We start from the raw sequence: 23548 nt of genomic DNA on the forward strand, positions 1-23548 counted from the left end.
GCGATTCTTACAATGAAGAAAAATCGAAGGATTGATACTGATCTGCGCCAATGCCGGCAAAGCTCAACATGGCCGGCAATTGCTGGGCGAACCCCTGGTAACCATGGTCGCCCCCGGCCTGGATGCGCAAGGCACAGGCCCGGTAGTACTGCTGGGCGAGGCGATAGTCCAGGGTTTCATCCCCGGTCTGCAACCACACCTGATACCGCGCGGCATCCTGGGGCGCCGGCACTTCCAGCTCGGCCAGCGCCGCGACGTGGTCGTGGGTCAGTTCCCAGGTTTCATCGGTGTAGAGGTTCTTCTGGGTGCCCAGGTAACCGTCGAACATCCGATGAGGGCTGACCGCCGGGTTCACCAGCAACGCCTTGAGGCCATGGCGTTCGGCAAGATGGGTTGCATAGTAGCCGCCGAGTGAGCTGCCGACCAGCAGTGGCCGCCCCAGTTCAGCGATAGCCGCTTCCAACTGAGGAATCGCCTGACGGGGATGGTGATGCAGGGCCGGAACGCGCAATTGGTCGGCCATGCCGAGAGCGTCCATCACGGTGATCAGTTGGCTGGCCTTATTGGACGCCGGCGCACTGTTGAAACCGTGGATATACAGGATCGAAGCGGACATGCCGGGCTCTCCATGCTTGCGCCAAAAAAGGCGCAGTTTACAGGGATCGAAGCCGTGTGTGATGCACTCAATCCAAAGGACACAGAAGACCCACTGTGGGAGCTGGCTTACCGGCGATGGCGGTGTATCCATCACACATTTATAGACTGGCACACTGCCATCGCCGGCAAGCCAGCTCCCACACTTTGATCAGCGTTTACAGGTTTTAATAGCCGTTGCTGCCGTAATCGACGGTAAAGGTGAAACCCTGGACCCGCTCCACCCCAGTCTCCAACCGTCCGTCGGCATGCAGGCGCAGCCAGCGATAACCCGGCGCTTGCTCGCTGACCTTGAAATCTTCGCTGCCCGGCGCGAACTGGATGCAGGTGGACGGCGACGCCAGCAAGCGCACGCCGTTGCGCTCGCGGTCGATTTCCTGGTGCACGTGGCCCCAGAGTACCGCCCGCACCTGTGGGAACCGGTCGAGCACAGCAAACAAAGCATCAGGATTGCGCAGGCCAATGGGCTCCATCCAGGCGCACCCGATAGGCACGGGATGATGATGGAAGCACACCAGATGATGCCGGTTCGGTGCTTCGCTCAGGGCCTGGGCGAGCAGTTGCAGTTGTTGATCCTGCAGGTAGCCCGGCACGGAGCCTGGTACAGCGGAGTCCAGCAGGGTGACGCGCCAGTTGCCGATATCGACCACCGGTTCCAGCAGGTCACTGTGCACGGCGGCGCGGGCCATGATCTGCGGTTCGTCGTGATTACCGGGGATCCAGCGCGTCGGTGCCCCCATGGGCGCGGTCATGTCGCGAAATTGCTGGTACGACTCAAGCGTGCCGTCCTGGGACAGGTCCCCCGTGGCCAGTACCAGATCAATGCGCGGCTGTTGCGCGCTCACCAACTCGATCACGCGCTGCAGGCTTTCACGGGTGTTCATGCCCAGCAGCGTGCCGTCGGCCTCGGCGAACAAATGGCTGTCGGACAGTTGCACCAGCAATGCCGGCGCATCGGGGCTCACGGTGGATACGCTCGGCAAGGCGCTCTCCCAAGGCAATCACAGGAATGGACGTTTGGCGTGATTATGCTGGGGCAGGACGCAAAGAGGAAACCCAGGAAGCAGACGCAGTTCACATCTACCGCACAGCTTCGAACTCATGGCCCAGGGCCAGGCAGTGGCTCAACCATTCACCGAGGAACACATTGAGCTGTGCTTTCTCATCGGGCTGGTGCATGAACACGTTGGGGTAAGGATAGATGCTGCGAAAGCGCCGCGCATGTTCGGCGCTGATCACTTCGGCCATTCGCGCGTCGTGGTAGACCTGCACCTCCAGTTGCGGCACTGGCAGCCACGGCAAGCTGTGTTCCTGACGCACACGCAGGGTAGTGGTGTAGGGGCAGTTGACGATGACCTCCAGGGCCAGCACGCCGAGCATCTGGTCGCCGTGGGTCACACCGATGCGCCGCGCCTCCGGGGCGTGGCGCATATCGGGGAGCAGGCGCATCAACCGCGCGTAATTGGCCTCGCAGGCTGCTTGCAGCCCGATCAGGTCGACTCGATAACGTTCCCGTGCCTTTACTGCCATAACCCCCTCACTTCTGCGCGATTAAGCGCAAGCCATTGCAGGGCGATGATGCTGGCTGCATTGGAAATTTTGCCGTCACGCACCGCTTGCAGGGCATCTTCGAAGGCCCATACGGTGACGCGGATATCTTCAGCTTCTTCTTCCAATCCATGGACGCCACCTACACCGGCGCTGTCGCAGCGGCCCAGGTACAAGTGCACGTATTCTGTACTGCCGCCGGGTGACGGGAAATATTGGGTGATCGGCCACAGTGCCGAGAATGTCAGCCCAGCTTCCTCCTCGGCTTCGCGGTGTGCAACCTCCTCCGGTTGCTCATCCTTGTCGATCAGGCCCGCGACCATCTCGATCAGCCAGGGGTTGTCGGTACGGCCCATGGCGCCGACGCGAAATTGCTCGTTCAACACCACTTCATCGCGCTGCGGGTCGTAGGGCAACACACACACGGCGTCGTGGCGAACGAAGATTTCACGATTGATCACCCGGCTCATGCCGCCATCGAACTTTTCGTGGCGCAGTTGCATGCGATCAAGCTTGTAGAAGCCCTTGTAGGCATTCTCGCGCTGAACAATTTCGATTTTGCTCGGCTTCGATTTTGCAAAGTCCGTCATGTCCCATCCTCGTTAAGCCTGCGCAATGGGCGCCATCCTAACGCGCTCCTGCACCTTGGCGCAGCCCCTTTCCAGTTGCCGGGATAGACGGCGGGCGTCAAACACACTCTAATCAGCTTAGTGGCGAACTGACTGCCGTGCTGGCAGTCGAAGCTCCACAAATTTCGCTCTTATCGATAGACGAAGGACTTACATGTCGCTTTTAAAAATCGCCTCCGTGGCCTGCATCGCATTGACCCTCGGCGCTTGCCAGAGCCTGTTCCAACCGAGCTACAAGGCCCCGCTGGAAGCCACTCGCGACGCCACCGAGCAAAGCAAGCCGGGCTGCGCCAGCGCTGATTGCCCGCTGGTGAATATCGACACGGTGCACTTTGCCAAGGAGCCCAAGCTCGACGCGCTGATCGAACAGCGCCTGCTGGAAATGACCAGCACCAACTCGAACGACCCGCTGCCGACCAGCCTCGACACCTACCGCGAGCAGTTCCTGCGCACTGCCGCACCGCGCAACAGCATGTACTTGCAGGCCAAGGTACGCGAACAGCATGACGGCTTGGTGATCATCGAGTTGTCCAGCTACCTGGACCAGGGCGCCACCCACGGCGAGCCGGGCCGCGCCTTCATCAACTACTCACGCCAGCAGCAAAAGGCCCTGACCCTGACCGATATGCTGTTGCCCGGCAAGGAAGACGCGTTCTGGAAAGCCGCCCAAGTGGCGCACAACAGCTGGCTGATCAGCACCCGCCTGAGCCTGGAACCGGAGTACGTGAAACAGTACCCTTTCCAGAAAACCCCTAACGTGGCGCTCACCTACGGTGGCGTGATCCTCAAGTACCCCACCACCACCATTGCGCCGTATGCCTTGGGCCACGTCGAGTTGCAGATTCCCTACTCGCGCCTGGACGGCATTCTCAAGCCTGAACTGGTGCCCGCGCGCCGCTGAAGGCCCGGCCCAGGATGAGTTGCAACACCCCTGCCAGCACCAAAGCCGGCAGGGTCGCGCCGACGTCCGGATACAGATTGGCCAGCAGGTGGTATGTCGCGATACCGCCCAGCCAGGCGACCAATGCCGGCCAGCGCAGACTGGCTACTGCACCTGCCCTACGATGGCGCAGAATGAAGTGATCCACCAGCACCACGCCAAACAACGGCGCAAACACCGAGCCGATCAGCAGCAGGAAATTCTGGTATTGCGCCAACGGCGCAAAACAGGCGATCAGGGTGCAGATGACGCCGATGGCCAGGGCCAGGTGCTCGACCTTCAAGCGCAACAGGATCCCGCTCGACACTGCCGCCGAGTGGATATCGGCGAAGGCGTTTTCTGATTCGTCCAACAGGATCAGCAGCAGCGGAATACCCAGGCCCGCACCGGCCAAAGCCAGCAAAAGCGCATTTACCTCACCGCTCGGCGCGAATGCCAGGGTGTAGGCCACGCCCAGGCTCATCAGCCAGAAGTTACCGATAAAGAAGCCCAGGGCGGTGCCGCCGAACACGTTTTTCGCGCGTTTGCCGAAGCGTGAGTAGTCGGCAATCAGCGGCAACCACGACAACGGCATGGCGATGGCAATGTCAAAGCCCACCGCGAACGGCATAGAGCCGTCACCGGCCTGGGCCCAGAGTGCGGCGAGGTCGGCTTTGGCGAACAGGTTCCAGGTCAGCCACAGGCAGGCGGCGAGCAGCAGCCAGATCCCCCATTTGCGCAGGATCTGGCGCACAAAGGTCAGTGGGCCGCTGACGGCCAGCAAGGTCGCCAGGCCGCCGAAGAACAGGGTCCACAGCAAAGGGCTGGCCAACAAGCTGCCGTCACTGAAGGCCCGTGCGCCCAACAGGCTGGCCGCGTCGCGCATCACAATGATTTCAAACGAGCCCCAGCCGATCAGCTGCAGCAGGTTGAGCAGCGCCGGCAGGCTGGCGCCCTTGCCCCCCAGGCTGAGCTTGAGCGCGGCCATGGCGGACAGGCCGGTGTCGCTGCCGATCACGCCGACGGCAGCCAGCAACAGCACGCCGACCAGGGTGCCGAGGAAAATCGCCAGCAACGACCCGGACAAGCCCAGGCCCGGTGCGAGCAAGGCGCCGGTTTGCAGGACCATCAGGCCGATGCCGAGGGAGAACCACAGGGAGAACAGGTCGCGGGCACCGAAGACGCGTTTGTCAGCGGGAACCGCGATGTCTGGGGAGTAGGTGCTGGGTTGAATGCTCAAGGGTGTTATCTCTGAGGGACACTTTGATGTTTGGCAGATCGCTATCGCGGGCAAGCCCGGGTCCCACACCGGAATGCATTTCAAATGTGGGAGCCGGGCTTGCCCGCGATGGCGGCGGCACAGTCACCGCCGCCTCTGGATCAGACCTTCTTGTACAGCTGGCTACCTTCCTGCTTGAACCGCTCCGCCTGCTCGGCCAAGCCCTTGGCCACGTCCACGTCCACCGCTTCAATGCGTTGGTTGGCCGCGTACTCACGCACTTCCTGGGTGATTTTCATCGAGCAGAACTTCGGCCCGCACATCGAGCAGAAATGCGCGACCTTGGCTGAGTCCTTCGGCAGGGTTTCGTCGTGATAGGAACGCGCGGTGTCCGGGTCCAGGCCAAGGTTGAACTGGTCTTCCCAGCGGAACTCGAAGCGCGCCTTGCTCAGCGCGTTATCGCGGATCTGCGCGCCCGGATGGCCTTTGGCGAGGTCCGCCGCATGGGCAGCGATCTTGTAGGTGATGATCCCGGTCTTCACGTCATCCTTGTTCGGCAGGCCCAAGTGTTCCTTGGGCGTGACGTAGCAAAGCATGGCGCAACCGAACCAGCCGATCATCGCCGCACCGATGCCGGAGGTGATGTGGTCGTAGCCCGGCGCGATGTCGGTGGTCAGTGGGCCGAGGGTGTAGAACGGCGCTTCGTCGCAGCACTCGAGCTGCTTGTCCATGTTCTCCTTGATCAACTGCATCGGCACGTGGCCGGGGCCTTCGATCATGGTTTGCACGTCGTGCTTCCAGGCGGTCTTGGTCAATTCGCCGAGGGTTTCCAACTCGCCAAATTGCGCGGCGTCGTTGGCGTCGGCAATCGAGCCCGGGCGCAGGCCATCACCGAGGGAGAAGCTGACGTCGTAGGCCTTCATGATTTCGCAGATTTCGTCGAAATGCGTGTAGGTGAAGTTTTCTTTGTGGTGTGCCAGGCACCACTTGGCCATGATCGAGCCGCCACGGGACACGATGCCGGTGACGCGCTTGGCGGTCAGCGGCACGTAGCGCAGCAACACGCCGGCGTGGATGGTGAAGTAGTCGACGCCCTGCTCCGCCTGTTCGATCAGGGTGTCGCGGAACAGCTCCCAGGTCAGGTCCTCGGCGGCGCCGCCGACTTTTTCCAGGGCCTGGTAGATCGGCACGGTACCAATCGGCACCGGCGAGTTGCGGATGATCCACTCGCGGGTTTCATGGATGTGCTTGCCGGTGGACAAGTCCATCACGGTGTCCGAACCCCAGCGAATGCCCCAGGTGAGTTTCGCCACTTCTTCTTCGATGGACGAACCCAGGGCGCTGTTGCCGATGTTGCCGTTGATCTTCACCAGGAAGTTACGGCCGATGATCATCGGTTCCAGTTCGGTATGGTTGATGTTGGCCGGGATGATCGCGCGGCCACGGGCGATTTCTTCGCGCACGAATTCAGGCGTGATGACCTTCGGCACGCTGGCGCCGAAGCTGTGGCCGGCGTGTTGCTGGTCGAGCAGGCCACTGGCGCGGGCTTCTTCAAGCTTCATGTTTTCGCGGATGGCGACGTATTCCATCTCGGCGGTGATGATGCCTTTGCGCGCGTAATGCATTTGGGTGACGTTGGCGCCGGCCTTGGCACGGCGCGGGTTTTTCACGTGGGCGAAGCGCAGCGCGGTGAGTTCGGCATCGCTCAAGCGCTGCTGGCCGAAGTGGGAGCTGAGGCCTGGCAAGCGCTCGGTGTCGTTACGCACTTCGATCCACGGCGAGCGCACATCGCCAAGGCCTTTGCGCACGTCGATGATGACGTTAGGGTCGGTGTACGGGCCGGAGGTGTCATAGACCACAACGGGAGCGTTGATTTCACCGCCGAAGTCGGTGGGGGTCACATCCAGGCTGATTTCGCGCATCGGCACGCGGATGTCCGGGCGAGTGCCCTGCACGTAGATTTTTTGCGAGCGGGTAAACGGCTGCACGGAGCCGGAGTCAACCTTGGCCGATTCACTCAGGTGCACGGTGTTTTTGAATTTTGTACTTTTTATTTCTGTGCTCATCACGGGCTCTCCAACTATCCAGGCGGTGGATTTTTGTCGGAGCGAACCTGTGACGGATGGACGCACTGAAACCAGTGCTGTGCTTGGCGCACGAGGGCTGTTCGATTGTCGAACAGCATCCCGGACGAAGCACAAGAGGACTCGCCGGGTGACGAGAAATCTTGTTCCCTACGCAGGCGCTAACCTGATCAGGTTCAACGGGATCCGGTATTTACCGATCTCAGCCTTCCAACAAGGCACCCCGACAAGAACGCGGCCAGTCTAGACCATGCCGTGGGCAAATTGCCAATAGCGGTGCATTCAGCGTGATGAATGGCGTGATTGCGGGATTGTTGCGCCGAGTCAGCGCCACTACACTCGGTTGCCGCCACAATGCTTGACGCCAGGCATGGCCCGCCTTAGCCTTGGGCGCTAAATTATCACCGTAATATTAAAACTAGGGATCGCCTCATGCTGCGCAAACTTTCACTGGCTCTCGCCGTGTCTTGTGCGACCAACGGAATGGTCTGGGCAGCAGAAGCGCCCTTGTCCGCCAAAACTGATTTGGTCAGCGTCTACCAAGAAGCGGTGGACAACAACGCCGACCTGGCCGCTGCCCGTGCCCAGTACGGCGCGCAAAAAGAAGTAGTGCCCCAGGCCCGTGCCGGGTTGCTGCCCAACCTGTCGGGCGGTGCCGATATCAACAACGTGCGCACCCAGATCGACACGCCCGCCGCCACCGCCAACCGCGATGCGCACTCCTGGCGCGCTACGCTGAGCCAGCCGCTGTTCCGTGCCGACCGCTGGTTCCAGCTGCAGGCGGCCGAGGCCACCAACGAACAGGCCGCGCTGCAACTGTCGGCCACCGAACAGAACCTGATCCTGCAAAGCGCCGAAAGCTACTTTGCCGTGCTGCGTGCCCAGGACAACCTGGCCTCGACCAAGGCCGAAGAAAACGCCTTCAAGCGCCAACTGGACCAGTCCAACGAGCGCTTCGACGTGGGCCTGTCGGACAAGACCGACGTGCTGCAATCCCAGGCCAGCTACGACACTGCGCGCGCCAACCGGATCCTGGCCCAGCGCCAAGTCGAAGACGCCTTTGAAGCGCTGATCACCCTGACCAACCGCCAGTACAACTCGATCCAGGGCATTGTCCACACGCTGCCGGTGCTGCCACCGCTGCCGAACGACGCCAAGGCCTGGGTTGAAACCGCCGGCCGCCAGAACCTGAACCTGCTCGCCAGCAACTACGCCGTCACCGCCGCCGAAGAAACCCTCAAGCAACGCAAGGCCGGGCATGCGCCGACGCTCGACGCAGTGGCGCAATATGAAAAAGGCGATAACGACGCCCTCGGCTTCAGCAACCCGAATGCCTTTGGCACGCCCTATCGCGGCGATGTGGAACAACGCACCATCGGCCTGCGCCTGAACATCCCGATCTACAGCGGCGGGCTGACCAGCTCCCAAGTGCGTGAGTCCTACTCGCGCCTGGGCCAGACCGAGCAGCAACGCGAAGGCCTGCGCCGCCAGGTGGTGGAAAACACCCGTAACCTGCACCGCGCGGTGAACACCGATGTGGAACAGGTACAGGCGCGCCGCCAGTCGATCATCTCCAACCAGAGCGCGGTGGAAGCCACGGAAATCGGTTATCAGGTGGGGACGCGCAACATCGTCGATGTGCTGGATTCACAGCGCCAGCTCTATGCGTCGGTGCGCAACTACAACAACAGCCGCTACGACTACATTCTCGACAACCTGCGCTTGAAGCAAGCGGCGGGCACCTTGAATCCAGGGGACCTGCAGGACCTGGCGCGCTACCTCAAGGCTGACTACAACCCGGATAAGGACTTCCTGCCACCGGATTTGGCCAAGGCTGCGGCCGAACAGCTCAAGGCCCGCCCGAATAATTGATAACACTGCAAAACCCATTTGGGAGCGGGCTTGCTCGCGAATGCGGTGTGTCAGCCAGTACATCCGGTACTGATACACCGTATTCGCGAGCAAGCCCGCTCCCCCATTTGATTTGTGTTGTCAGTGGTTTAGCAATCGGCCCAAACCCTCCAGCAAACGCTTCAGCGCGCCCTGGTTGGCCTGCATCACCTTGAGCCCCGCCTGTGCCATCTTGCGGGCATCCTGGGGCAGTTCGAACAACTGGCGCACGGCTTCGGCCAATCCTTCAGCGTCATCCACCTCTCGCAACGCACCCGCCTCACGCATCATCGCGGTGATTTCGAGGAAGTTGAACACGTGCGGGCCCATGATCACCGGCAATGCCAACGCTGCCGGTTCCAGCGGATTATGCCCACCGGTCGCCACCAGGCTGCCGCCCACAAAGGCGCTGTCGGCCAACGCGTAGAGAAACAGCAATTCGCCCATGGTGTCGCCGAGCAACACCGACGTCTGCGCAGTGACGGGCTCGCCGCTGGAGCGACGCACCGTGGCAAAGCCCTGCTGCGTGCACAGTTCGAACATCGGGCCGAAACGTTCCTGGTGACGCGGCACCAGGATCAGCAGCGCGTTTGGATAGCTGTCGAGCAATTGACGATGGGCTGCCAGCACCACCTCATCTTCACCTTCATGAGTACTGGCGGCGATCCACACCGGACGCTCACTGGCGCCCCACTGCTCGCGCAATGCGGCAGCGCGTACCGGTAACTGGGGATCGATGGTCAGGTCGAACTTGATTGAGCCGGTGACTTCGACGGTTTCCGGCCGAGCACCGAGGCTCAGGAAGCGCTGGGCTTCGGTCTGGGTCTGTACGGCGAACAGGCTCATTTGCGACAGCATCGGCGCCGTCAACTTGGCAAAGCGCGCGTAGCCCTTGGCCGAACGTGCCGACAACCGTGCATTGGCCAGTGCCACCGGGATCCCGCGCTGGGCGCAGGCGTGGATATGGTTGGGCCATAACTCGGTTTCCATGATCACCGCCAGCTTGGGCTGCACGCGATCAAGGAAGCGCTTGGCGGCGCACGGCAAGTCATACGGCAAGTAGCAGTGCTGGACGCGAGGCTCATTGGCAAACAACGCCTGGATGCGCTCGGAACCAGTCGGCGTCATGCAGGTAACGGTGATCGGCAACGTTGGATAGCGCGCCAGCAGCCCGCGCACCATTGGCGCGGCGGCAATGCTCTCGCCCACGGACACGGCATGCACCCAGATCCCGCCCGGCTGCATCACCGGCAGGCCATAGGAGAAGCGCTCGCTGACGCGCTTGGCATAGGCCGGCGCCTTGCGCGCGCGCAGCCACAGACGTAAAGCCACCAAGGGCAGCGCCAGGTAAAACAGACAGCTGTAGAGAGTTCTATTCATGGCGGCGGAGTTTATCGGCTTTTTCAGTCGATCGCCTGCAAGCACTCGGCAAATCGTTTGGCCAGGAAGCGTGCGGCCGGCCCCAGATGCTCGTCGCGCCGCCACACCAGCTCCACCACCAAGGCCGGCGGCGTCCATTCGCTGTCCAGTTCCACCATTTGTTGCTGGTAGGTCGGGTACTGCACGATATGCCGGGGCAGCCAGGCCCAGCCCAGGCCGCTCATCAGCCACTCGGCCAGCACGTAGAAACTGTCGGCGCGCCACACCAACGGGCTCGCGGCTTCGCTGCCGGGGTAGACGCTGGTCTGGGTCGACATCAGCAACTGGCGAAACTGCGCCAAGTGCTGGCACGTCACGTAGTGCTCCTTGGCCAGCGGGTGGTTCACGCCGCACACGGTGACCATCTCCACGCTGCCGACCACCCTCCGCTCCAGCGCTTCGGGGATCTGGTCGTGATAGAACAGCAGGCCCAGATCAGCCTTGCGCTCCACCAGCTTACGCGCCACATCGCCCTGGGCCGCGCTGGATAGCTGCACCTCCAGCAGCGGGTATTGCCCGGCCAGCGCCTCAAGGCTATCGAGCACCGGCTGGAACAACATCGCCTCATCCTGGGCCAGGCGCAGGCAAGCCTCCTCGCCGCGAGTCAGCGACAACGCCCGACCATTGAGCCGTTCACACTGGCGCAGCACCTCGCGCGCTTCCTCCAGCAGCACGCTGCCGGCTTCGGTGAGGCGCGGTTGGCGGCCACTGCTGCGTTCGAACAGGCTCACGCCAAGGTCAGCCTCCAGCAGGGCAATCCCGTTGCTGACCGCCGATTGGGCCTTGCGCTGCTGGCGCGCCACCGCCGAAAACGAACGCTGCTCGGCAACGCTGACAAACAGGCGCATCTGCTCCAGATCCCACTGCACGCTCATGACTCAACCCATCTCTAATTCGGATAGGTAATGACTTTACCCCATCTGGGTGAACGCTAGAATGCCTGCTTTATCTGATTGCTATACCCCGAGGATTGACCCATGAACGCCGCTTACTGCTACCTGGCCATTGCCATCTGCTCGGAAGTGATTGCCACTGTTTCCATGAAGGCCATCAAGGGCTGGAGCACGCCGATCCCACTGCTGCTGGTGATCGTCGGCTACGGCGTGGCGTTCTGGATGCTGACGCTGGTGGTGCGCACGGTGCCGGTGGGCGTGGCCTACGCCGTGTGGGCCGGGATGGGCATTGTGATGGTGAGCATCGCGGCACTGTTTATCTACGGGCAGAAGCTGGATATTCCGGCGATGCTGGGGATGGGCCTGATCGTGCTGGGCGTCGTCGTGATTCAGCTATTCTCGAAAACCGCCGGCCACTGAAATACACACCTGTAGGAGCCCGGCTTACCGGCGTGGCGGTCTCTCAGACGCCATCGCCGGCAAGCCGGGCTCCTACAAATAGTGATCCCTGTATACTGCGCCCCTTGTCTTGAACACTGAGGTCGCCCATGCCATCCGTTATTTCCACCGACGTTCTGATTGTCGGCGCCGGGGTTGCCGGCCTCTGGCTGAATGCGCGCCTGCGCCGCCAGGGGTTTTCCACGGTGGTGGTGGAAAGCGCCACCTTGGGTGGCGGGCAAAGCGTGAAGTCCCAGGGGATCATCCACGGCGGTGCAAAATACGCCCTGCACGGCGCCCTCACCGGCGCCTCCGAAGCCATTGCCGATATGCCGCGCCGCTGGCGTGAAGCACTGGCGGGCAACGGTGAGCTGGACCTGTCCGGCGTGCGCTTGCTCTCCGAAGCGCATTACCTGTGGTCCCCGGGTACTCTCGCCGGCAACCTCACCAGCTTTTTCGCCAGCAAGGCTGTGCGCGGCCGTGTCGACCAGGTCAAGGGCGACGACCTGCCCCCCGCCCTGCAAGACCGCCGTTTCAAGGGCAAGGTCTATCGCCTGGCGGAGCTGGTCATCGACGTGCCGAGCCTGATCGAACGCCTGGCGCAACTGGCTGGCGACGGCTTGCTTGCCGGGCAACACATCGAACCCTTGCTTGAAGACAACGCACTGGTGGGTTTGAAGGTCGACGGTCGCGAGATCCGCGCCCAGCGCATCGTGTTGAGTGCCGGCGCTGGCACGGCTGACCTGTTGGCCGCGCTGGGCCTGAGCCAGCCGGCCATGCAGACGCGCCCCCTGCACATGATCATCGCCAAAGGCCCCGGCCTGAAGCCGCTGTATGCCCACTGCCTGGGCGGCGGCACCAAGCCGCGCATCACCGTCACCACCCACCCGGCGGCGGATGGCAACTGGGTGTGGTACATGGGCGGCGACATCGCCGAAGCCGATGGCGTGGCGCGCACACCGCAAGAACAGATCGCCACGGCGCAGAAAGAGTTGGCGCAGTTGCTGCCCTGGATCGACATGAGCCAGACCCAATGGGCCACCCTGCGCGTCGACCGTGCCGAGCCGCTGCAGTCGGGCTTGAGCCGTCCCGACAATGCCTTCCTCGCCGAGCAAGGCCGCCTGCTCGTGGGCTGGCCGACCAAACTGGCACTGGCGCCGGACTTCGCTGATCGCGTCATCAGCAGCCTTGAACGTGATGGCATCCGCCCGAGCGCCAGCGAGCCCCTGCCCGACCTGCCAAAACCCGCCATTGGCGTACCTGCCTGGGAGCAACTGTTGCCATGAGCCTGCCCACCCTGCACGACCTGCATCGCCCTCTCGGCAGCACCGGCCTGTTGGTGTCACCGCTGGGCCTGGGCACCGTCAAGCTGGGTCGCGACCAAGGGGTGAAATACCCCAGCGGCTTCCAGATCCCCGGTGACGACGAAGCCCGCATGCTGTTGCGCCAGGCTCGCGAACTGGGGATCAACCTGATCGATACCGCGCCGGCCTATGGCATGAGCGAGGAACGCTTGGGGCCGCTGTTGCGTGACCAGCGCAAGGACTGGGTGATTGTCAGCAAGGTCGGCGAAGAGTTCGAGAATGGCGTCTCCCGCCACGACTTCAGCGCGGCCCACACGCGGATGTCCATCGAACGCAGCTTGAAACGACTTGAAACTGATTTTATCGACCTGGTGCTGGTGCACTCGGACGGCAACGATCTGCATATCCTCAACGACTGCGAGGTCTACCAAACCCTGGCAGCGCTGAAACAGGAAGGCAAGATCCGCGGTTTCGGCTTCTCCGGGAAGACTGTCGAAGGCGGCGTGAAGGCTCTGGAACAAGGCGATTGCGCCATGGTCACCTACAATCTGAACGAACAGGCCGAGAAAGCCGTCATTGATTACGCGGCGGCACACGGCAAGGGCATCCTGGTGAAAAAGGCCCTGGCCAGCGGCCACGTGTGCCTGGAGCCGGGAATGGATCCAATTCGTGCCAGTTTCACGTTGTTGTTTGCGCAAACGGGCGTCGCCAGTGCTATTGTCGGGACCATTAATCCGCTGCACCTGGCTCATAACGTGGCGACCGCTGCCCAAGTCATTCGTCAACTCTGATGCCGCCGACGCGGCCGACCCCGTCGCAAGAAGGAGCCGACATGCCGCGAACGCTCATAAGAAAAAACCCTAGCAACTTCAAAACACTGCCGCTGCACGTCGAAGCCACCCCCGAAGGCCTGAGCTACCAGAGCGTGGGCATGCCGCTCAACTTTGCCCAGACCCTGCAACGGCGCAAGCCGGTGGAAGTGGCCGACCCCGAGCGCTTTGCCCTGGAGCTGGCCAACCTCGGCGTGTCGGTGCGACTCACCCTGCATTGGCAAAACAAGGATTACTGGGTACTGGTGCGCCAGCGCCGCCAGGACCGTGGTGACGTGGTGCTCAAGCTGATTTCCGGCTACGTACCCGCCCACGAGTTGAACCTGCCACTGCATACCGCCATCCAGGAAATTGCCGAAGAGTGCCTGCTGGAGACGCCAGAAGGTTGGCTCAGTGGGCGCTTCAATGACACCTGGTTGCCGGCGCCTTACTCCGCCGCGCTGCATTACCGCGAAGCCCTGCCCTTTCGCCTCAGCCCGCTATCCGGCGCCGCCCGACCGGTGCGTTGCGCCACCACCCAGTTGATCGAACGCCCGCGCGCCTATGTGCACCTGCCCACCGCCTCGCTGCAACTGATTTACGACCTGCGCCTGGAAGTGCCCAAGGAAGCCAAATCCCTGAGCCTGTTCCATGTGGACGAACGCCTGGAAGGCGACCAACTGGTTGCCCGCCTCGACCGTCAGCGCCCGGACCTGTACCTGATGCCGCTCAAAGACGGCCAGCCCCTCGCCGAGTTGTACACGGTCAAGAAAGACCAACTGTACCCGGCGAGCACGCGAGGGGTGTACTTGGCGGAAAGCTTCGCCCAACAGGAAGGCTGGCTGGTGCGTGACGAGCGGATTCGCTGGAAGGATTGGCTACGCCAGCAAGGCCTGGCAACGCCTGAGAAAGAATCGAAATTGAAGCGCCTGGCACAGCGGGTGCTGCGCAAGATCGTGCCGAAGAAAAAAGCCAGCCGCTGATTTGAAGAGCCCACCTGTAGGAGCCGGCTTGCCGGCTCCTACGGGGGTCAGGTGTTGAGCAGGCGTGCCAGGCCAACCTTCAGGGGGGTGGGCTCGGGCAGCGTAAAGCTTGCCAGCAAGCGCTGGTTATTCGCCCGCGAATGCCGGATATCCCCAGAGCGTGCGGGCCCGTAAGTCACGGCCGGCAACTTGCCGACGATTTCTTCCAGGGCTTGCAGCACGTCCTTGAGCGTCGTGGTGCGGTTCCAGCCGACATTGATTGCGCCAAGCGGCGCAGCCGGCGTTTCGATGGCCTGCACCAGCACGTCCACCAGGTCCTCCACGTACATGAAGTCACGGGTTTGCTCGCCATCGCCGAACACGGCAATCGGCACGCCCTGCTGCACGCGCTCGCTGAAGATACTGATCACACCGGAGTACGGCGATGACGGGTCCTGGCGTGGCCCGAAGATATTGAAGAAACGGAAGATCACCGGCTCCAGGCCATGCTGGCGACGGTAAAAGTCGAAGTAGTGCTCGCTGGCCAATTTGTCGGACGCATAGGGCGTCAACGGCGCCTTGGTGGTCTCTTCGTCAATCGAAGCGCCTTCGCCATTGTTGCCATAGACCGCGGCACTGGAGGCATACACCACACGTTTGACGCCGGCCTTGCGCATGGCTTCGCAGACATTCAGGGTGCCGACGAAATTGCTCTGGTGCGTGCTGACCGGGTCATCCACCGACGCCTGCACCGAAGCCACTGCCGCCAGGTGCACCACCGCCGTTGCGCCGACGGCAGCACGGGCTACCAGGTCGGCATCGGCCACATCACCTTCCAGCAGTTCGACGCGCGGGTTGTCCAACGGCAGGTTGCTGCGCTTGCCGGTGGACAGGTTATCCAGCACCCGCACACCGTAGCCTTTGGCGAGCAGCGCATCGACCAGGTGCGAGCCAATAAAACCCGCACCGCCGGTGATCAGAACCTGCTTATTCATTGTTTCGGATCTTCTCGACAATGGCGGTGGTCGAGCTGTTCTCGACCAGGCCCAACACCTTGACCTTGCCGCCGTAGGCGCTGACGATATCCGCCCCCACGACTTGGTCGACGGAGTAGTCGCCACCCTTGACCAGCACGTCCGGCTTGACCTGGGCCAGCAGGTTTTCCGGGGTCGCTTCAGGGAAGCTGATCACCCAGTCCACCGCGCCCAGGCCAGCCAGCACGGCCATGCGACGGTCGACACTGTTGATCGGGCGGCCAGGGCCTTTCAGGCGGCTCACCGACGCATCGTCGTTGACCGCGACGATCAGGCGATCGCCTTGGGCGCGCGCCTGCTCCAGGTAAGTCACATGCCCGGCATGGAGGATGTCGAAGCAACCGTTGGTGAACACAATGCTTTCGTTGTGAGCGCGAGCATCGTCAATGGCCAGCAACAGTTGCTCGATGGTCAGCACACCACGCTCCGAGCCTTCGGAGCGTTGGATCGCGCGGCGCAATTCAGGCGCGCTGATGGCGGCAGTACCCAACTTGCCCACCACGATGCCCGCCGCCAGATTGGCCAGGGCCACGGCGTGGGGCAGTTCTTCACCCGCCGCAATCGAGGCGGCCAGGGTGGAAATCACGGTGTCACCGGCGCCCGTGACGTCGAACACTTCACGGGCCCGTGCCGGCAGGTGCATCGCCGGGTGGCCGGGACGCAGCAGGGTCATGCCGTGCTCGCCACGGGTCACCAGCAAGGCGCCCAGGTCGAGGTCGGCCATCAGTGCCGCGCCCTTGGTCACCAGGTCGTGCTCATCGACGCAACCGCCGACGATGGCTTCGAACTCGCTGAGATTAGGCGTGATCAGGCTGGCTCCGCGATAAATCGAGAAATCCTTGCCCTTGGGATCGGCCAATACCGGGATGCCCTTGGCCTTGGCGGCCTGGATCAGTGCCTGGTGGTTCCTCAAGGCGCCTTTGCCGTAGTCGGACAACACCAGCACCTTGATGCCTTCGAGCAGCTCGTCGACCTGACCGCTCATGGCCAGGGCGTCGGTGGCGAAGGGTTCTTCGAAATCGATACGCAGCAATTGCTGGTGACGGCTCATCACCCGCAGCTTGACGATGGTCGGCTGGTGGGCGATGCGCTGGAACAGCGCGCGCACGCCGGCACCGCGCAGGCTGTTGGCCAGGCTGTCGGCGGCTTCGTCGTCGCCGGTCACGCCGACCAGGGAGGCCGGGGCGCCGAGCGCGGCAATATTGAGGGCAACGTTGGCAGCGCCACCGGGACGGTCTTCGATTTGCTCGACCTTGACGACCGGTACCGGCGCCTCAGGGGAAATCCGTGAGGTACCGCCATGCCAGTAACGGTCGAGCATGACATCGCCGACCACCAAGACAGGGGCTTGATCGAATCGCGGCATGGACAACTTCATGGAGCAACCCACATACAAAATGAACAGGGGCGCGATATTAGCACAGGGTGAGCGCCGCCTAGTTCGAGAGCTTTATCCGGGATGCATCACGGGGGTTTTCTGGTTATTTTTTAAACAGTACCGTCAGGATATGCTCCACCGCGTCGGCCAACTCGACCTCATCGGTGTTGATTTCGCAGTCAGCCGCCTCCGGTGCCTGATAAGGGCTGTCCAGCCCCGTGAAGGCTTTGATGCGCCCTTCCAACGCTGCGCGATACAAGCCTTTGGGGTCTCGCCGCGCACACACATCGAATGGTGTGCTGATGTAGACCTCGAAGAACTGCCCTGGCCCGAACAACGCCTTGGCGCTCGCCCGGTCGGCGCTGAACGGGGAAATCGCCGAGACGATCACGATCAATCCTGCGTCCACCATCAGCCGCGCCACTTCGCCGATACGCCGGATGTTTTCCTTGCGCGCCGCGTCGCTCATGCCCAAGTCATTGCACAAACCGGTGCGTAAATTATCGCCGTCGAGCACGAAGGTATGTCGCCCCTGCTCGTTGAGCTGTACTTCCAGGGCGTTGGCCAGGGTCGATTTGCCGGAGCCGGATAACCCGGTCAGCCACAGGCAGCAGGGCTGCTGATGCTTGAGCGCCGCCCGCGCGGCCACCGACAACGACAAGGCGAACGGACGGATGGAGGCAGAACCACGGGAGAGCGACTGACTATTCATACCCCAGGACCTCGTAGTCACGTTGATAGGCGCGCCGGACCAGGCGGCGCGTACGCAGGCTGCAGAACTCCCTGACCGGCTCGTTGCGCCGCCCGAGTGAAACGTTGAGATGGGGCAGCGACGAGGTCACGCCGAGGCGTTCGCACAACTGCTGGAAGTCTTGCTCCAGGGATTCCTGGCGCCCGAGAAAGTCCATGGCCATGCGGCCCATGTGATCGGTCAGGAAATCGGTCTGGGGTGCAAAGTGCAACTGGCGGCGCAGGTTGTCCGGGTGCAGCCAGTTGCCAACGAAATCATCGAAGTCCCGGTAGCTGCTGACGAGTGCCTGAGCCTGCAGGTCGCGCACGCCCATGTGGTTACTGCGCAAGTAGGTGTAGGCCGAATAGGCGCGCTCCAACGGATCACGCACAAAGGCGAACTTGAAACTGCGTGCGCAGTGTTCAGGGAATTGCTGCTGGTACCAGTAGTACGGCAGATGCCCCGGCCAGCGCCCATCAAGCAGCGCCGAGCAGACACTGCTGCCTGCGCATTTGGGCACATGAATGAACACGCAGTTGTGTTGTTCGAAAGCACGCGGAAGGGTGGTCACCCCAGACAGGGATTTATTCACCGCCTGGCGATCCACCACCGACAAACGCCCCAGCAAAAACACCCGCTGGGGCTTGGGAAGCAGTTTCCAGAACAGACGTTGCAACATTCCATTACCCACGCAAGAAGGTTAGCCCTCTCGTTCGTCAATCGAATCGAGAAGGCCAACATAACAAACGATAGGCAGCGAATTATTTGGCTTTGGTCAAGCCTGTAAGGGGCCAGATACAAACACCGGGGCGCATTGCGCGCCCCGGTCTACATCAGGTGATGTTGGCCGTGACCGGTTCATCCAGGCCCATGGCGTGCAGGCGCGAGTAGTACCCGCCCATGGCCAGCAGTTCCACATGTGTACCACGCTCGACAATTTCACCGTGGTCCATCACCAGGATCATGTCGGCTTTCTCGATGGTGGACAGTCGGTGCGCGATCACCAGGGTGGTGCGGCCCTTCATGACCTTGTCCAGCGCGGCCTGAATATGGCGTTCGGACTCGGTGTCGAGTGCCGAGGTCGCTTCGTCCAGGATCAGCAGCGGGGCGTTTTTCAGCAGCGCGCGGGCGATGGCCAAGCGCTGACGCTGGCCGCCGGACAGCAGCACGCCGTTTTCACCGACTTCAGTGTCCAGGCCTTTGGGCAGCTCGGCGATGAAGTCCATGGCATAGGCATCGGTGGCGGCTTTTTCGATGTCCGCACGCGGTGCTCCCGCCAGGTCGCCGTAGGCGATGTTATTGGCCACGGTGTCGTTGAACAGGGTGACGTGCTGGGTGACCTGGGCCACGTGCCGGCGCAGGTTGCGCAGGCGGTAGTCTTCGATCTCGACCTCGTCCAGCAGGATTTCCCCGGTTTCGTGGTGGTAGAAACGCGGGATCAGGCTGGCCAATGTCGACTTGCCACTGCCCGAGCGCCCGACCAGGGCGATCATCTGCCCAGGCTCTGCGGTGAAGCTGATGTTCTTCAGCACTTCGCGCTCGGCACCCGGGTAGGTGAAGCTGAGGTTACGCACGTCCAGGCGGCCGCTGACGCGATCACGCTCCACGGTGCCGCCGTCGACTTCCGGCTCTTCGTCCAACTGTTCGAAGATGCTTTCTGCACCGGCAACGCCCTTCTGGATCGTCGAGCTGACTTCCGACAACTGGCGGATCGGCTTGGGCAGCAAGCCCGCTGCGGTGATGTAGGCCACCAGGTCACCGGCCGTGGCGTCGCCACGCAGCAGCAGGACCAAAAACATCAGTGCGGCCATGGCGGTGTAGATCACCAGTTGCAGCATCGGCGTGTAGACCGCGCCGGTCTTGTTCATGCGCAGTTGTTTGTCGGTGTTGCCCTGGCTGGCCGCGGCAAAACGGCGTTCTTCGTAGCTTTCGCCGCCGAAGCTGCGCACCACGCGGTAGCCCTGGATGGTTTCCGAGGCCACGTGGGTGACGTCGCCCATTGCCACCTGGATCTTCTTGCTCTGCTTGCGGAATTTCTTGCTGGTGCTGCCCACCATGATCGCAATCAGCGGCAGGATCGCCAGCATCACCAGGGTCAGCTTCCAGTTCATCCACAACAGGTAGCCGAACAGGAATACCACGGTCAGGCCTTCGCGGATCACTACTTTGATCGCGTCCGTGGCGGCGCCGGTGACCATGGTCACGTTGAAGGTGATGCGGGAAATCAGGTGCCCGGAGTTATGCGTGTCGAAATAACGGTTGGGCAGCACCAACAGCTTGTTGAACAACTGGACCCGCAGGTCATGCACCAGGCCCAGGGAAACCTTGGCCAGGTAGTAGTTGCCCAGGAACGAACCGAGGCCCTGCCACGCGGCGATCAGAATGATCAGCAGCGGCACGGCCATCAGCAGTTTCAGGTCCTTGAACAACGGGATCTTGGGCAGGAACACCACGTCGGGATTGCTCAAGCCGTCCACGAAGTACTTGAGGATCCCGGCGAGCATCGGCTGGGTGGAAGCAAAAATCACGAAGCCCACGATACTCAGCATGAACATGCCGATGTACGGTTTCACATAGCCCAGCAGCCGGAAATAGATTTTCAGGCTGGATTCCTGGTCCGCTTTTGGCGGTGCGTCACTCATGTGTCGAGCTCACTGATTGGGTAGGACGCGAACTTTATCACATGCTTCGGGGTTGGCCCGAGCCCAGACCAAGACACTGGCCAGCGCGATCGGCAGCCACGAGATAAACCACTCGGCCCGTGGGGTGCCCGTCAGGCTGGCCGCGTCGAACTGCATGGCCAGGAACGAAAACACCCACATACCGATGATGCCCTTGCCGTAGAGCGTGTCGCGGGCTTTCCAGGCTTGCCACAACACACCGAACCAGAGCCCGCACCACAGCAACAGGCCGGGCAGGCCCAGTTCAATGGCGACGTGGGAGAACAGGTTGTGGGCGTGGTCGAAATACACGCCGTCAGCCAGTACTTTATAGTCCCCGCCCAACCCCAGTCCGGTCCACGGGTGTTCGGCAATCATCTGCATGGCCGACATAAATATCTGAGGCCGATAAGAGACCCCGCGAGCCAGCATCAGTGATTGCATGGCGAAGAACACCGCCAGCGCCGCCAACACTGCGCCGGCTGCGATCACGGTAGTCCGTCGGTCGCGGCACCACGCCGGCATCGCCACCACCGTCAACAGCAACGCCAGCGCCGCGCCACGGCTTTGGCTCAGCACCACAAAAAGCCCGAGCAACCCGATGGACAGCACCCACGCCACTTGCATCCAGCGCCCACGGGGCAGCCAGTGCAGCAACCAGACCGCGGCCAGGCCAATCACATAGGCGCCCAGAATCGGGTGGGACAATTGCCCCAATCCCTCAAGACGCGCATACCAGGCATTATGCTCAAGGCCGTAGAACTTGATGATAGCGCCCAGTGATGACAAGCCCAGCCCGAAACCACCCCACTGCATCACGCGAATGACGCGCTCGGTTTGCCCGCAGGCAAACACCGGGAAGAACAGCAGGAACATACCTATATACAGAAGGCGCTTGGCCTCGCGCGAAGGGTCTTCGGCGTTGGTCCACAGCAAACTGATCGCCCCCCAGGCCGCCAATGCGGCAATCATCAGGCATATCCAGCGCTGCTCACGCCAGACGTCCTTGAGCCGTTCACGCGCCGACCAGGCAAACACCACGGCCGGCAACCACAGAAACAGGGTCAGGCCTTGTTGATAAATCTTGTTGGTGGATGCAAAGGCAATCGCCAGCAAAAACCACAGTAAACCGAAAATCATCCATACCTGCGCCCAACGACTTGCTTGCATCACCCGCTCCTGAATACGTCCAACCCGCCAACCCGGCATGGTTAAAACCCAAAACTTTCGGCATTATTGCCGATCACTGTGCCCGCGACTCCCACAAGGCTTTCCGACGATGCAATGTTCAAGGCTTCCCCAAGCCGATTTAACCGCGATGATTGAAGGCGCCAAGATCCTCGAAAAGGACAGCTACGGCCCCAAAGTCTACCTGTTGGCAGACGGGAACATCCTTAAACTGTTTCGCCGTAAACGTCTGTTTTCGTCGGCACTGTTTCGTCCTTACTCCAAACGTTTCATCGACAACGTGGCGCAACTGCAACAGCGTGGCATCCCCACCTTGACCGTCCTTGCGTTCTATCAGTTGGCTGCGCCGGGCATGACGGCGGTGTTGTATCGCCCACTGCCAGGGGAAACACTGCGCCAGATTTCCAACAAGGAAGGCTTTGACTGGCAATCCAACCTCGACCCGCTGGTGGCCCTCATTCGCCGCCTGCACGGTGCTGGCATCTACTTTCGCTCCTTGCACCTGGGCAATATTGTTGTCACGCCTGACAATGAAATGGGGCTGATCGATGTGGCCGATATGCGCTTTTTGCGCGCCCCGCTCAACCCCGAACTCGCACGGCGCAACTTGCAGCATTTCGCACGCTATATTGCGCGCGAGAAGCTGAACGAACGCTTTCCAATGCAAGCGCTGGAGCAGGCGCTGCTAGCGGCATGAAAACAGGCGCTGGGAGGTTTCACTGAAATCCTTCCAGGCCTGCTCTGGCGCCAGCGCCCGCGATTGAGCCTCCAGCACTTCCCCTGACGAGGCAGCGAATGCCCGCTCCATCAGGTGCGCCCAAGCCTGCACATCGTCTGATGGGGCATACCAGCCGGCATCCGCCAACTGCTCACGGAACACCGCCAACTCACTGGTCAGTACCGGTACACCGGCCATCACAGCCTCTTGTAGGATCAACCCCAGCCCCTCTTCCGTCGACGGGATGGCCACCCAGTCAAACGCCCGGTACAGGGTCGCGGCTTCCGGAAGGTGACCTGGCAACGAGACCTTGCCCTGCAAACCCAACTCTTGGATACGCGTCTCAAGGGTAGACCTGGCCGGACCCTCGCCAATAATCACCAGGCGCGCCTGCGGCTGTTGGGCCGACACACCGGCAAACGCCTCAAGCAAACAGCCAAATCCCTTGCCGTCCACCAACCGACCGACCGCGCCCAGCACCGGCGAGTCTCCCAGGGGCAGGCCCAGACGCGACCGCGACTGCTCCCTGGAAAGCGCGGCAGCACGAAATGCTACCGGGTCAAAAGCGCTGCGCAGCACCGCAACGGGCCGTTGCAGGTAGTGTTCAAGGGAGTGGGCCAGAGTTTGCGAGACGGCAGCGAGGGTCAAGTGTGATGCCGGGAATTGGTCGAGCAGCTTGCGGTCGGCTTTTCGCAAGCGCGTCGCCCCATGAAAGACAACCACGGCCCGCACCTGCGGCGTGCGCTTGAGTACCGGCAACATCACCCGGGCAACGCCCACCCCATCCAACAATACAATTTCCACATCCTCGGGCAGCGCTTTGTGAAAACGCGCGCGCATCAGGGGCGCCAGCAGCTTCCAAAGATGCCGCCCCTTGAGTTGGGCGGAAGACAGGTTCCACTCGCGAACCGGCTCACCCGGCTGCGCGCCGCCTTGCAGCAGCCAGGTGTTGATCGGCGCATGGCAAATGGCATGGGACAGTATCTGTTGATGAACCTTCTGCACCGAAGCGAATGCAGAACCACCGGCCCACATGATGTTGAGGATACTCATCAGTAAAAATGACCTTTTG

General features: G+C 61.9%; 22 protein-coding genes and 1 riboswitch. Of the genes, 7 read left to right on the forward strand and 15 right to left on the reverse strand.

Annotated elements, in window-relative coordinates:
- Positions 1–7 precede the first annotated feature (7 nt).
- The 4 genes from CWC48_RS07930 to CWC48_RS07945 all read right to left on the reverse strand — a co-directional run bounded on the left by CWC48_RS07930 (position 8) and on the right by CWC48_RS07945 (position 2792).
- The gene (locus CWC48_RS07930) at positions 8–616 is read right to left on the reverse strand and encodes a YqiA/YcfP family alpha/beta fold hydrolase (RefSeq protein WP_078046585.1); all 609 of its coding nucleotides are present in this window, start codon (positions 614–616) and stop codon (positions 8–10) included.
- A 205-nt stretch (positions 617–821) separates the two neighbouring features.
- On the reverse strand, positions 822–1637 hold the full coding sequence (cpdA, locus tag CWC48_RS07935; RefSeq protein WP_100491628.1) for a 3',5'-cyclic-AMP phosphodiesterase: 816 nt from the start codon (positions 1635–1637) through the stop codon (positions 822–824).
- 97 nt (positions 1638–1734) lie between these two features.
- Positions 1735–2184 (reverse strand): DUF1249 domain-containing protein, encoded by a 450-nt coding sequence (locus CWC48_RS07940; RefSeq protein ID WP_012721893.1) that lies wholly within the window; start codon positions 2182–2184, stop codon positions 1735–1737.
- Positions 2175–2792, reverse strand: coding sequence for an NUDIX domain-containing protein (locus CWC48_RS07945; RefSeq protein ID WP_078046583.1), 618 nt, complete (start codon positions 2790–2792; stop codon positions 2175–2177). Before CWC48_RS07945 ends, CWC48_RS07940 begins: the two co-directional genes overlap by 10 nt.
- Before the next feature lie 193 nt (positions 2793–2985).
- Between CWC48_RS07945 and CWC48_RS07950 the strand changes: the two genes are divergently transcribed.
- On the forward strand, positions 2986–3732 hold the full coding sequence (locus CWC48_RS07950; RefSeq protein ID WP_078046582.1) for an RsiV family protein: 747 nt from the start codon (positions 2986–2988) through the stop codon (positions 3730–3732).
- Here CWC48_RS07950 and cytX read toward each other — a convergent pair.
- Positions 3701–4990: a putative hydroxymethylpyrimidine transporter CytX gene (cytX, locus tag CWC48_RS07955; RefSeq protein ID WP_100491629.1), complete on the reverse strand. Its 1290-nt coding sequence runs from the start codon at positions 4988–4990 to the stop codon at positions 3701–3703. The genes CWC48_RS07950 and cytX overlap by 32 nt on opposite strands.
- 140 nt (positions 4991–5130) lie before the next feature.
- The gene (gene thiC, locus CWC48_RS07960; RefSeq protein ID WP_078046580.1) at positions 5131–7035 is read right to left on the reverse strand and encodes a phosphomethylpyrimidine synthase ThiC; all 1905 of its coding nucleotides are present in this window, start codon (positions 7033–7035) and stop codon (positions 5131–5133) included.
- A gap of 148 nt (positions 7036–7183) precedes the next feature.
- Positions 7184–7289, reverse strand: a riboswitch (TPP riboswitch).
- Between the two features lie 196 nt (positions 7290–7485).
- Here thiC and CWC48_RS07965 point away from each other — a divergent pair.
- Positions 7486–8925 carry a TolC family outer membrane protein gene (locus tag CWC48_RS07965; RefSeq protein ID WP_100491630.1) on the forward strand — a complete coding sequence of 480 codons (1440 nt, stop codon included), beginning with the start codon at positions 7486–7488 and terminating at the stop codon, positions 8923–8925.
- A gap of 120 nt (positions 8926–9045) precedes the next feature.
- On the opposite strand, the gene waaA is transcribed toward CWC48_RS07965, so the two are convergent.
- Together waaA and CWC48_RS07975 are read right to left on the reverse strand one after the other, a co-directional pair.
- Positions 9046–10323, reverse strand: coding sequence for a lipid IV(A) 3-deoxy-D-manno-octulosonic acid transferase (gene waaA / locus CWC48_RS07970; protein ID WP_100491631.1), 1278 nt, complete (start codon positions 10321–10323; stop codon positions 9046–9048).
- A gap of 23 nt (positions 10324–10346) precedes the next feature.
- On the reverse strand, positions 10347–11237 hold the full coding sequence (locus CWC48_RS07975; RefSeq protein ID WP_078046577.1) for a LysR family transcriptional regulator: 891 nt from the start codon (positions 11235–11237) through the stop codon (positions 10347–10349).
- Positions 11238–11339: 102 nt separating this feature from the next.
- Between CWC48_RS07975 and CWC48_RS07980 the strand changes: the two genes are divergently transcribed.
- From CWC48_RS07980 to CWC48_RS07995, 4 genes are all read left to right on the forward strand, one after another.
- Complete coding sequence (locus CWC48_RS07980) at positions 11340–11675, forward strand: multidrug efflux SMR transporter (protein WP_012721885.1); 336 nt, start codon at positions 11340–11342, stop codon at positions 11673–11675.
- A gap of 128 nt (positions 11676–11803) precedes the next feature.
- Complete coding sequence (locus CWC48_RS07985) at positions 11804–12979, forward strand: FAD-binding oxidoreductase (protein ID WP_078046576.1); 1176 nt, start codon at positions 11804–11806, stop codon at positions 12977–12979.
- Positions 12976–13788, forward strand: coding sequence for an aldo/keto reductase (locus CWC48_RS07990; RefSeq protein ID WP_100491632.1), 813 nt, complete (start codon positions 12976–12978; stop codon positions 13786–13788). Before CWC48_RS07985 ends, CWC48_RS07990 begins: the two co-directional genes overlap by 4 nt.
- Positions 13789–13829: 41 nt before the next feature.
- Positions 13830–14789 (forward strand): metal ABC transporter ATPase, encoded by a 960-nt coding sequence (locus CWC48_RS07995; protein WP_100491633.1) that lies wholly within the window; start codon positions 13830–13832, stop codon positions 14787–14789.
- A gap of 47 nt (positions 14790–14836) precedes the next feature.
- On the opposite strand, the gene CWC48_RS08000 is transcribed toward CWC48_RS07995, so the two are convergent.
- The 6 genes from CWC48_RS08000 to CWC48_RS08025 all read right to left on the reverse strand — a co-directional run bounded on the left by CWC48_RS08000 (position 14837) and on the right by CWC48_RS08025 (position 21740).
- Complete coding sequence (locus CWC48_RS08000) at positions 14837–15763, reverse strand: NAD-dependent epimerase/dehydratase family protein (protein ID WP_100491634.1); 927 nt, start codon at positions 15761–15763, stop codon at positions 14837–14839.
- A complete protein-coding gene (hldE, locus tag CWC48_RS08005; RefSeq protein WP_100491635.1) occupies positions 15756–17180 on the reverse strand; it encodes a bifunctional D-glycero-beta-D-manno-heptose-7-phosphate kinase/D-glycero-beta-D-manno-heptose 1-phosphate adenylyltransferase HldE in 1425 nt (474 codons plus the stop codon). The genes CWC48_RS08000 and hldE overlap by 8 nt, the downstream gene beginning before the upstream one ends.
- 103 nt (positions 17181–17283) lie before the next feature.
- Complete coding sequence (cysC, locus tag CWC48_RS08010; RefSeq protein WP_100491636.1) at positions 17284–17892, reverse strand: adenylyl-sulfate kinase; 609 nt, start codon at positions 17890–17892, stop codon at positions 17284–17286.
- On the reverse strand, positions 17885–18589 hold the full coding sequence (locus CWC48_RS08015) for a sulfotransferase family 2 domain-containing protein (RefSeq protein ID WP_078046570.1): 705 nt from the start codon (positions 18587–18589) through the stop codon (positions 17885–17887). The genes cysC and CWC48_RS08015 overlap by 8 nt, the downstream gene beginning before the upstream one ends.
- Positions 18590–18743: 154 nt before the next feature.
- A complete protein-coding gene (gene msbA, locus CWC48_RS08020; RefSeq protein ID WP_078046569.1) occupies positions 18744–20552 on the reverse strand; it encodes a lipid A export permease/ATP-binding protein MsbA in 1809 nt (602 codons plus the stop codon).
- 9 nt (positions 20553–20561) lie between these two features.
- Complete coding sequence (locus CWC48_RS08025) at positions 20562–21740, reverse strand: O-antigen ligase (RefSeq protein WP_100491637.1); 1179 nt, start codon at positions 21738–21740, stop codon at positions 20562–20564.
- 148 nt (positions 21741–21888) lie between these two features.
- Between CWC48_RS08025 and CWC48_RS08030 the strand changes: the two genes are divergently transcribed.
- Positions 21889–22455, forward strand: a complete 567-nt coding sequence (locus tag CWC48_RS08030) for a toluene tolerance protein (protein ID WP_177409479.1) — start codon at positions 21889–21891, stop codon at positions 22453–22455.
- Here CWC48_RS08030 and CWC48_RS08035 read toward each other — a convergent pair.
- The gene (locus CWC48_RS08035; protein ID WP_100491639.1) at positions 22444–23529 is read right to left on the reverse strand and encodes a glycosyltransferase; all 1086 of its coding nucleotides are present in this window, start codon (positions 23527–23529) and stop codon (positions 22444–22446) included. The two genes, CWC48_RS08030 and CWC48_RS08035, sit on opposite strands and share 12 nt — an antisense overlap.
- Between the last annotated feature and the right edge of the window lie 19 nt (positions 23530–23548).

The organism is Pseudomonas sp. S10E 269 (assembly GCF_002798465.1).
GTDB lineage: Bacteria > Pseudomonadota > Gammaproteobacteria > Pseudomonadales > Pseudomonadaceae > Aquipseudomonas > Aquipseudomonas pergaminensis.

What these genes read in the sequence shown, in the direction of transcription:
- CWC48_RS07940 (WP_012721893.1), bottom strand. Translation starts at nt 2,184, where the DNA reads ATGGCAGTAAAGGCACGGGAACGTTATCGAGTCGACCTGATCGGGCTG.
- CWC48_RS07965 (WP_100491630.1), top strand. Translation starts at nt 7,486, where the DNA reads ATGCTGCGCAAACTTTCACTGGCTCTCGCCGTGTCTTGTGCGACCAAC.
- CWC48_RS07980 (WP_012721885.1), top strand. Translation starts at nt 11,340, where the DNA reads ATGAACGCCGCTTACTGCTACCTGGCCATTGCCATCTGCTCGGAAGTG.
- CWC48_RS08000 (WP_100491634.1), bottom strand. Translation starts at nt 15,763, where the DNA reads ATGAATAAGCAGGTTCTGATCACCGGCGGTGCGGGTTTTATTGGCTCG.
- CWC48_RS07950 (WP_078046582.1), top strand. Translation starts at nt 2,986, where the DNA reads ATGTCGCTTTTAAAAATCGCCTCCGTGGCCTGCATCGCATTGACCCTC.
- hldE (WP_100491635.1), bottom strand. Translation starts at nt 17,180, where the DNA reads ATGAAGTTGTCCATGCCGCGATTCGATCAAGCCCCTGTCTTGGTGGTC.
- CWC48_RS08015 (WP_078046570.1), bottom strand. Translation starts at nt 18,589, where the DNA reads ATGTTGCAACGTCTGTTCTGGAAACTGCTTCCCAAGCCCCAGCGGGTG.
- msbA (WP_078046569.1), bottom strand. Translation starts at nt 20,552, where the DNA reads ATGAGTGACGCACCGCCAAAAGCGGACCAGGAATCCAGCCTGAAAATC.
- waaA (WP_100491631.1), bottom strand. Translation starts at nt 10,323, where the DNA reads ATGAATAGAACTCTCTACAGCTGTCTGTTTTACCTGGCGCTGCCCTTG.
- CWC48_RS07985 (WP_078046576.1), top strand. Translation starts at nt 11,804, where the DNA reads ATGCCATCCGTTATTTCCACCGACGTTCTGATTGTCGGCGCCGGGGTT.
- CWC48_RS08035 (WP_100491639.1), bottom strand. Translation starts at nt 23,529, where the DNA reads ATGAGTATCCTCAACATCATGTGGGCCGGTGGTTCTGCATTCGCTTCG.
- cysC (WP_100491636.1), bottom strand. Translation starts at nt 17,892, where the DNA reads ATGAATAGTCAGTCGCTCTCCCGTGGTTCTGCCTCCATCCGTCCGTTC.
- CWC48_RS08025 (WP_100491637.1), bottom strand. Translation starts at nt 21,740, where the DNA reads ATGCAAGCAAGTCGTTGGGCGCAGGTATGGATGATTTTCGGTTTACTG.
- thiC (WP_078046580.1), bottom strand. Translation starts at nt 7,035, where the DNA reads ATGAGCACAGAAATAAAAAGTACAAAATTCAAAAACACCGTGCACCTG.
- CWC48_RS07990 (WP_100491632.1), top strand. Translation starts at nt 12,976, where the DNA reads ATGAGCCTGCCCACCCTGCACGACCTGCATCGCCCTCTCGGCAGCACC.
- CWC48_RS07975 (WP_078046577.1), bottom strand. Translation starts at nt 11,237, where the DNA reads ATGAGCGTGCAGTGGGATCTGGAGCAGATGCGCCTGTTTGTCAGCGTT.
- CWC48_RS08030 (WP_177409479.1), top strand. Translation starts at nt 21,889, where the DNA reads ATGATTGAAGGCGCCAAGATCCTCGAAAAGGACAGCTACGGCCCCAAA.
- CWC48_RS07945 (WP_078046583.1), bottom strand. Translation starts at nt 2,792, where the DNA reads ATGACGGACTTTGCAAAATCGAAGCCGAGCAAAATCGAAATTGTTCAG.
- CWC48_RS07995 (WP_100491633.1), top strand. Translation starts at nt 13,830, where the DNA reads ATGCCGCGAACGCTCATAAGAAAAAACCCTAGCAACTTCAAAACACTG.
- CWC48_RS07930 (WP_078046585.1), bottom strand. Translation starts at nt 616, where the DNA reads ATGTCCGCTTCGATCCTGTATATCCACGGTTTCAACAGTGCGCCGGCG.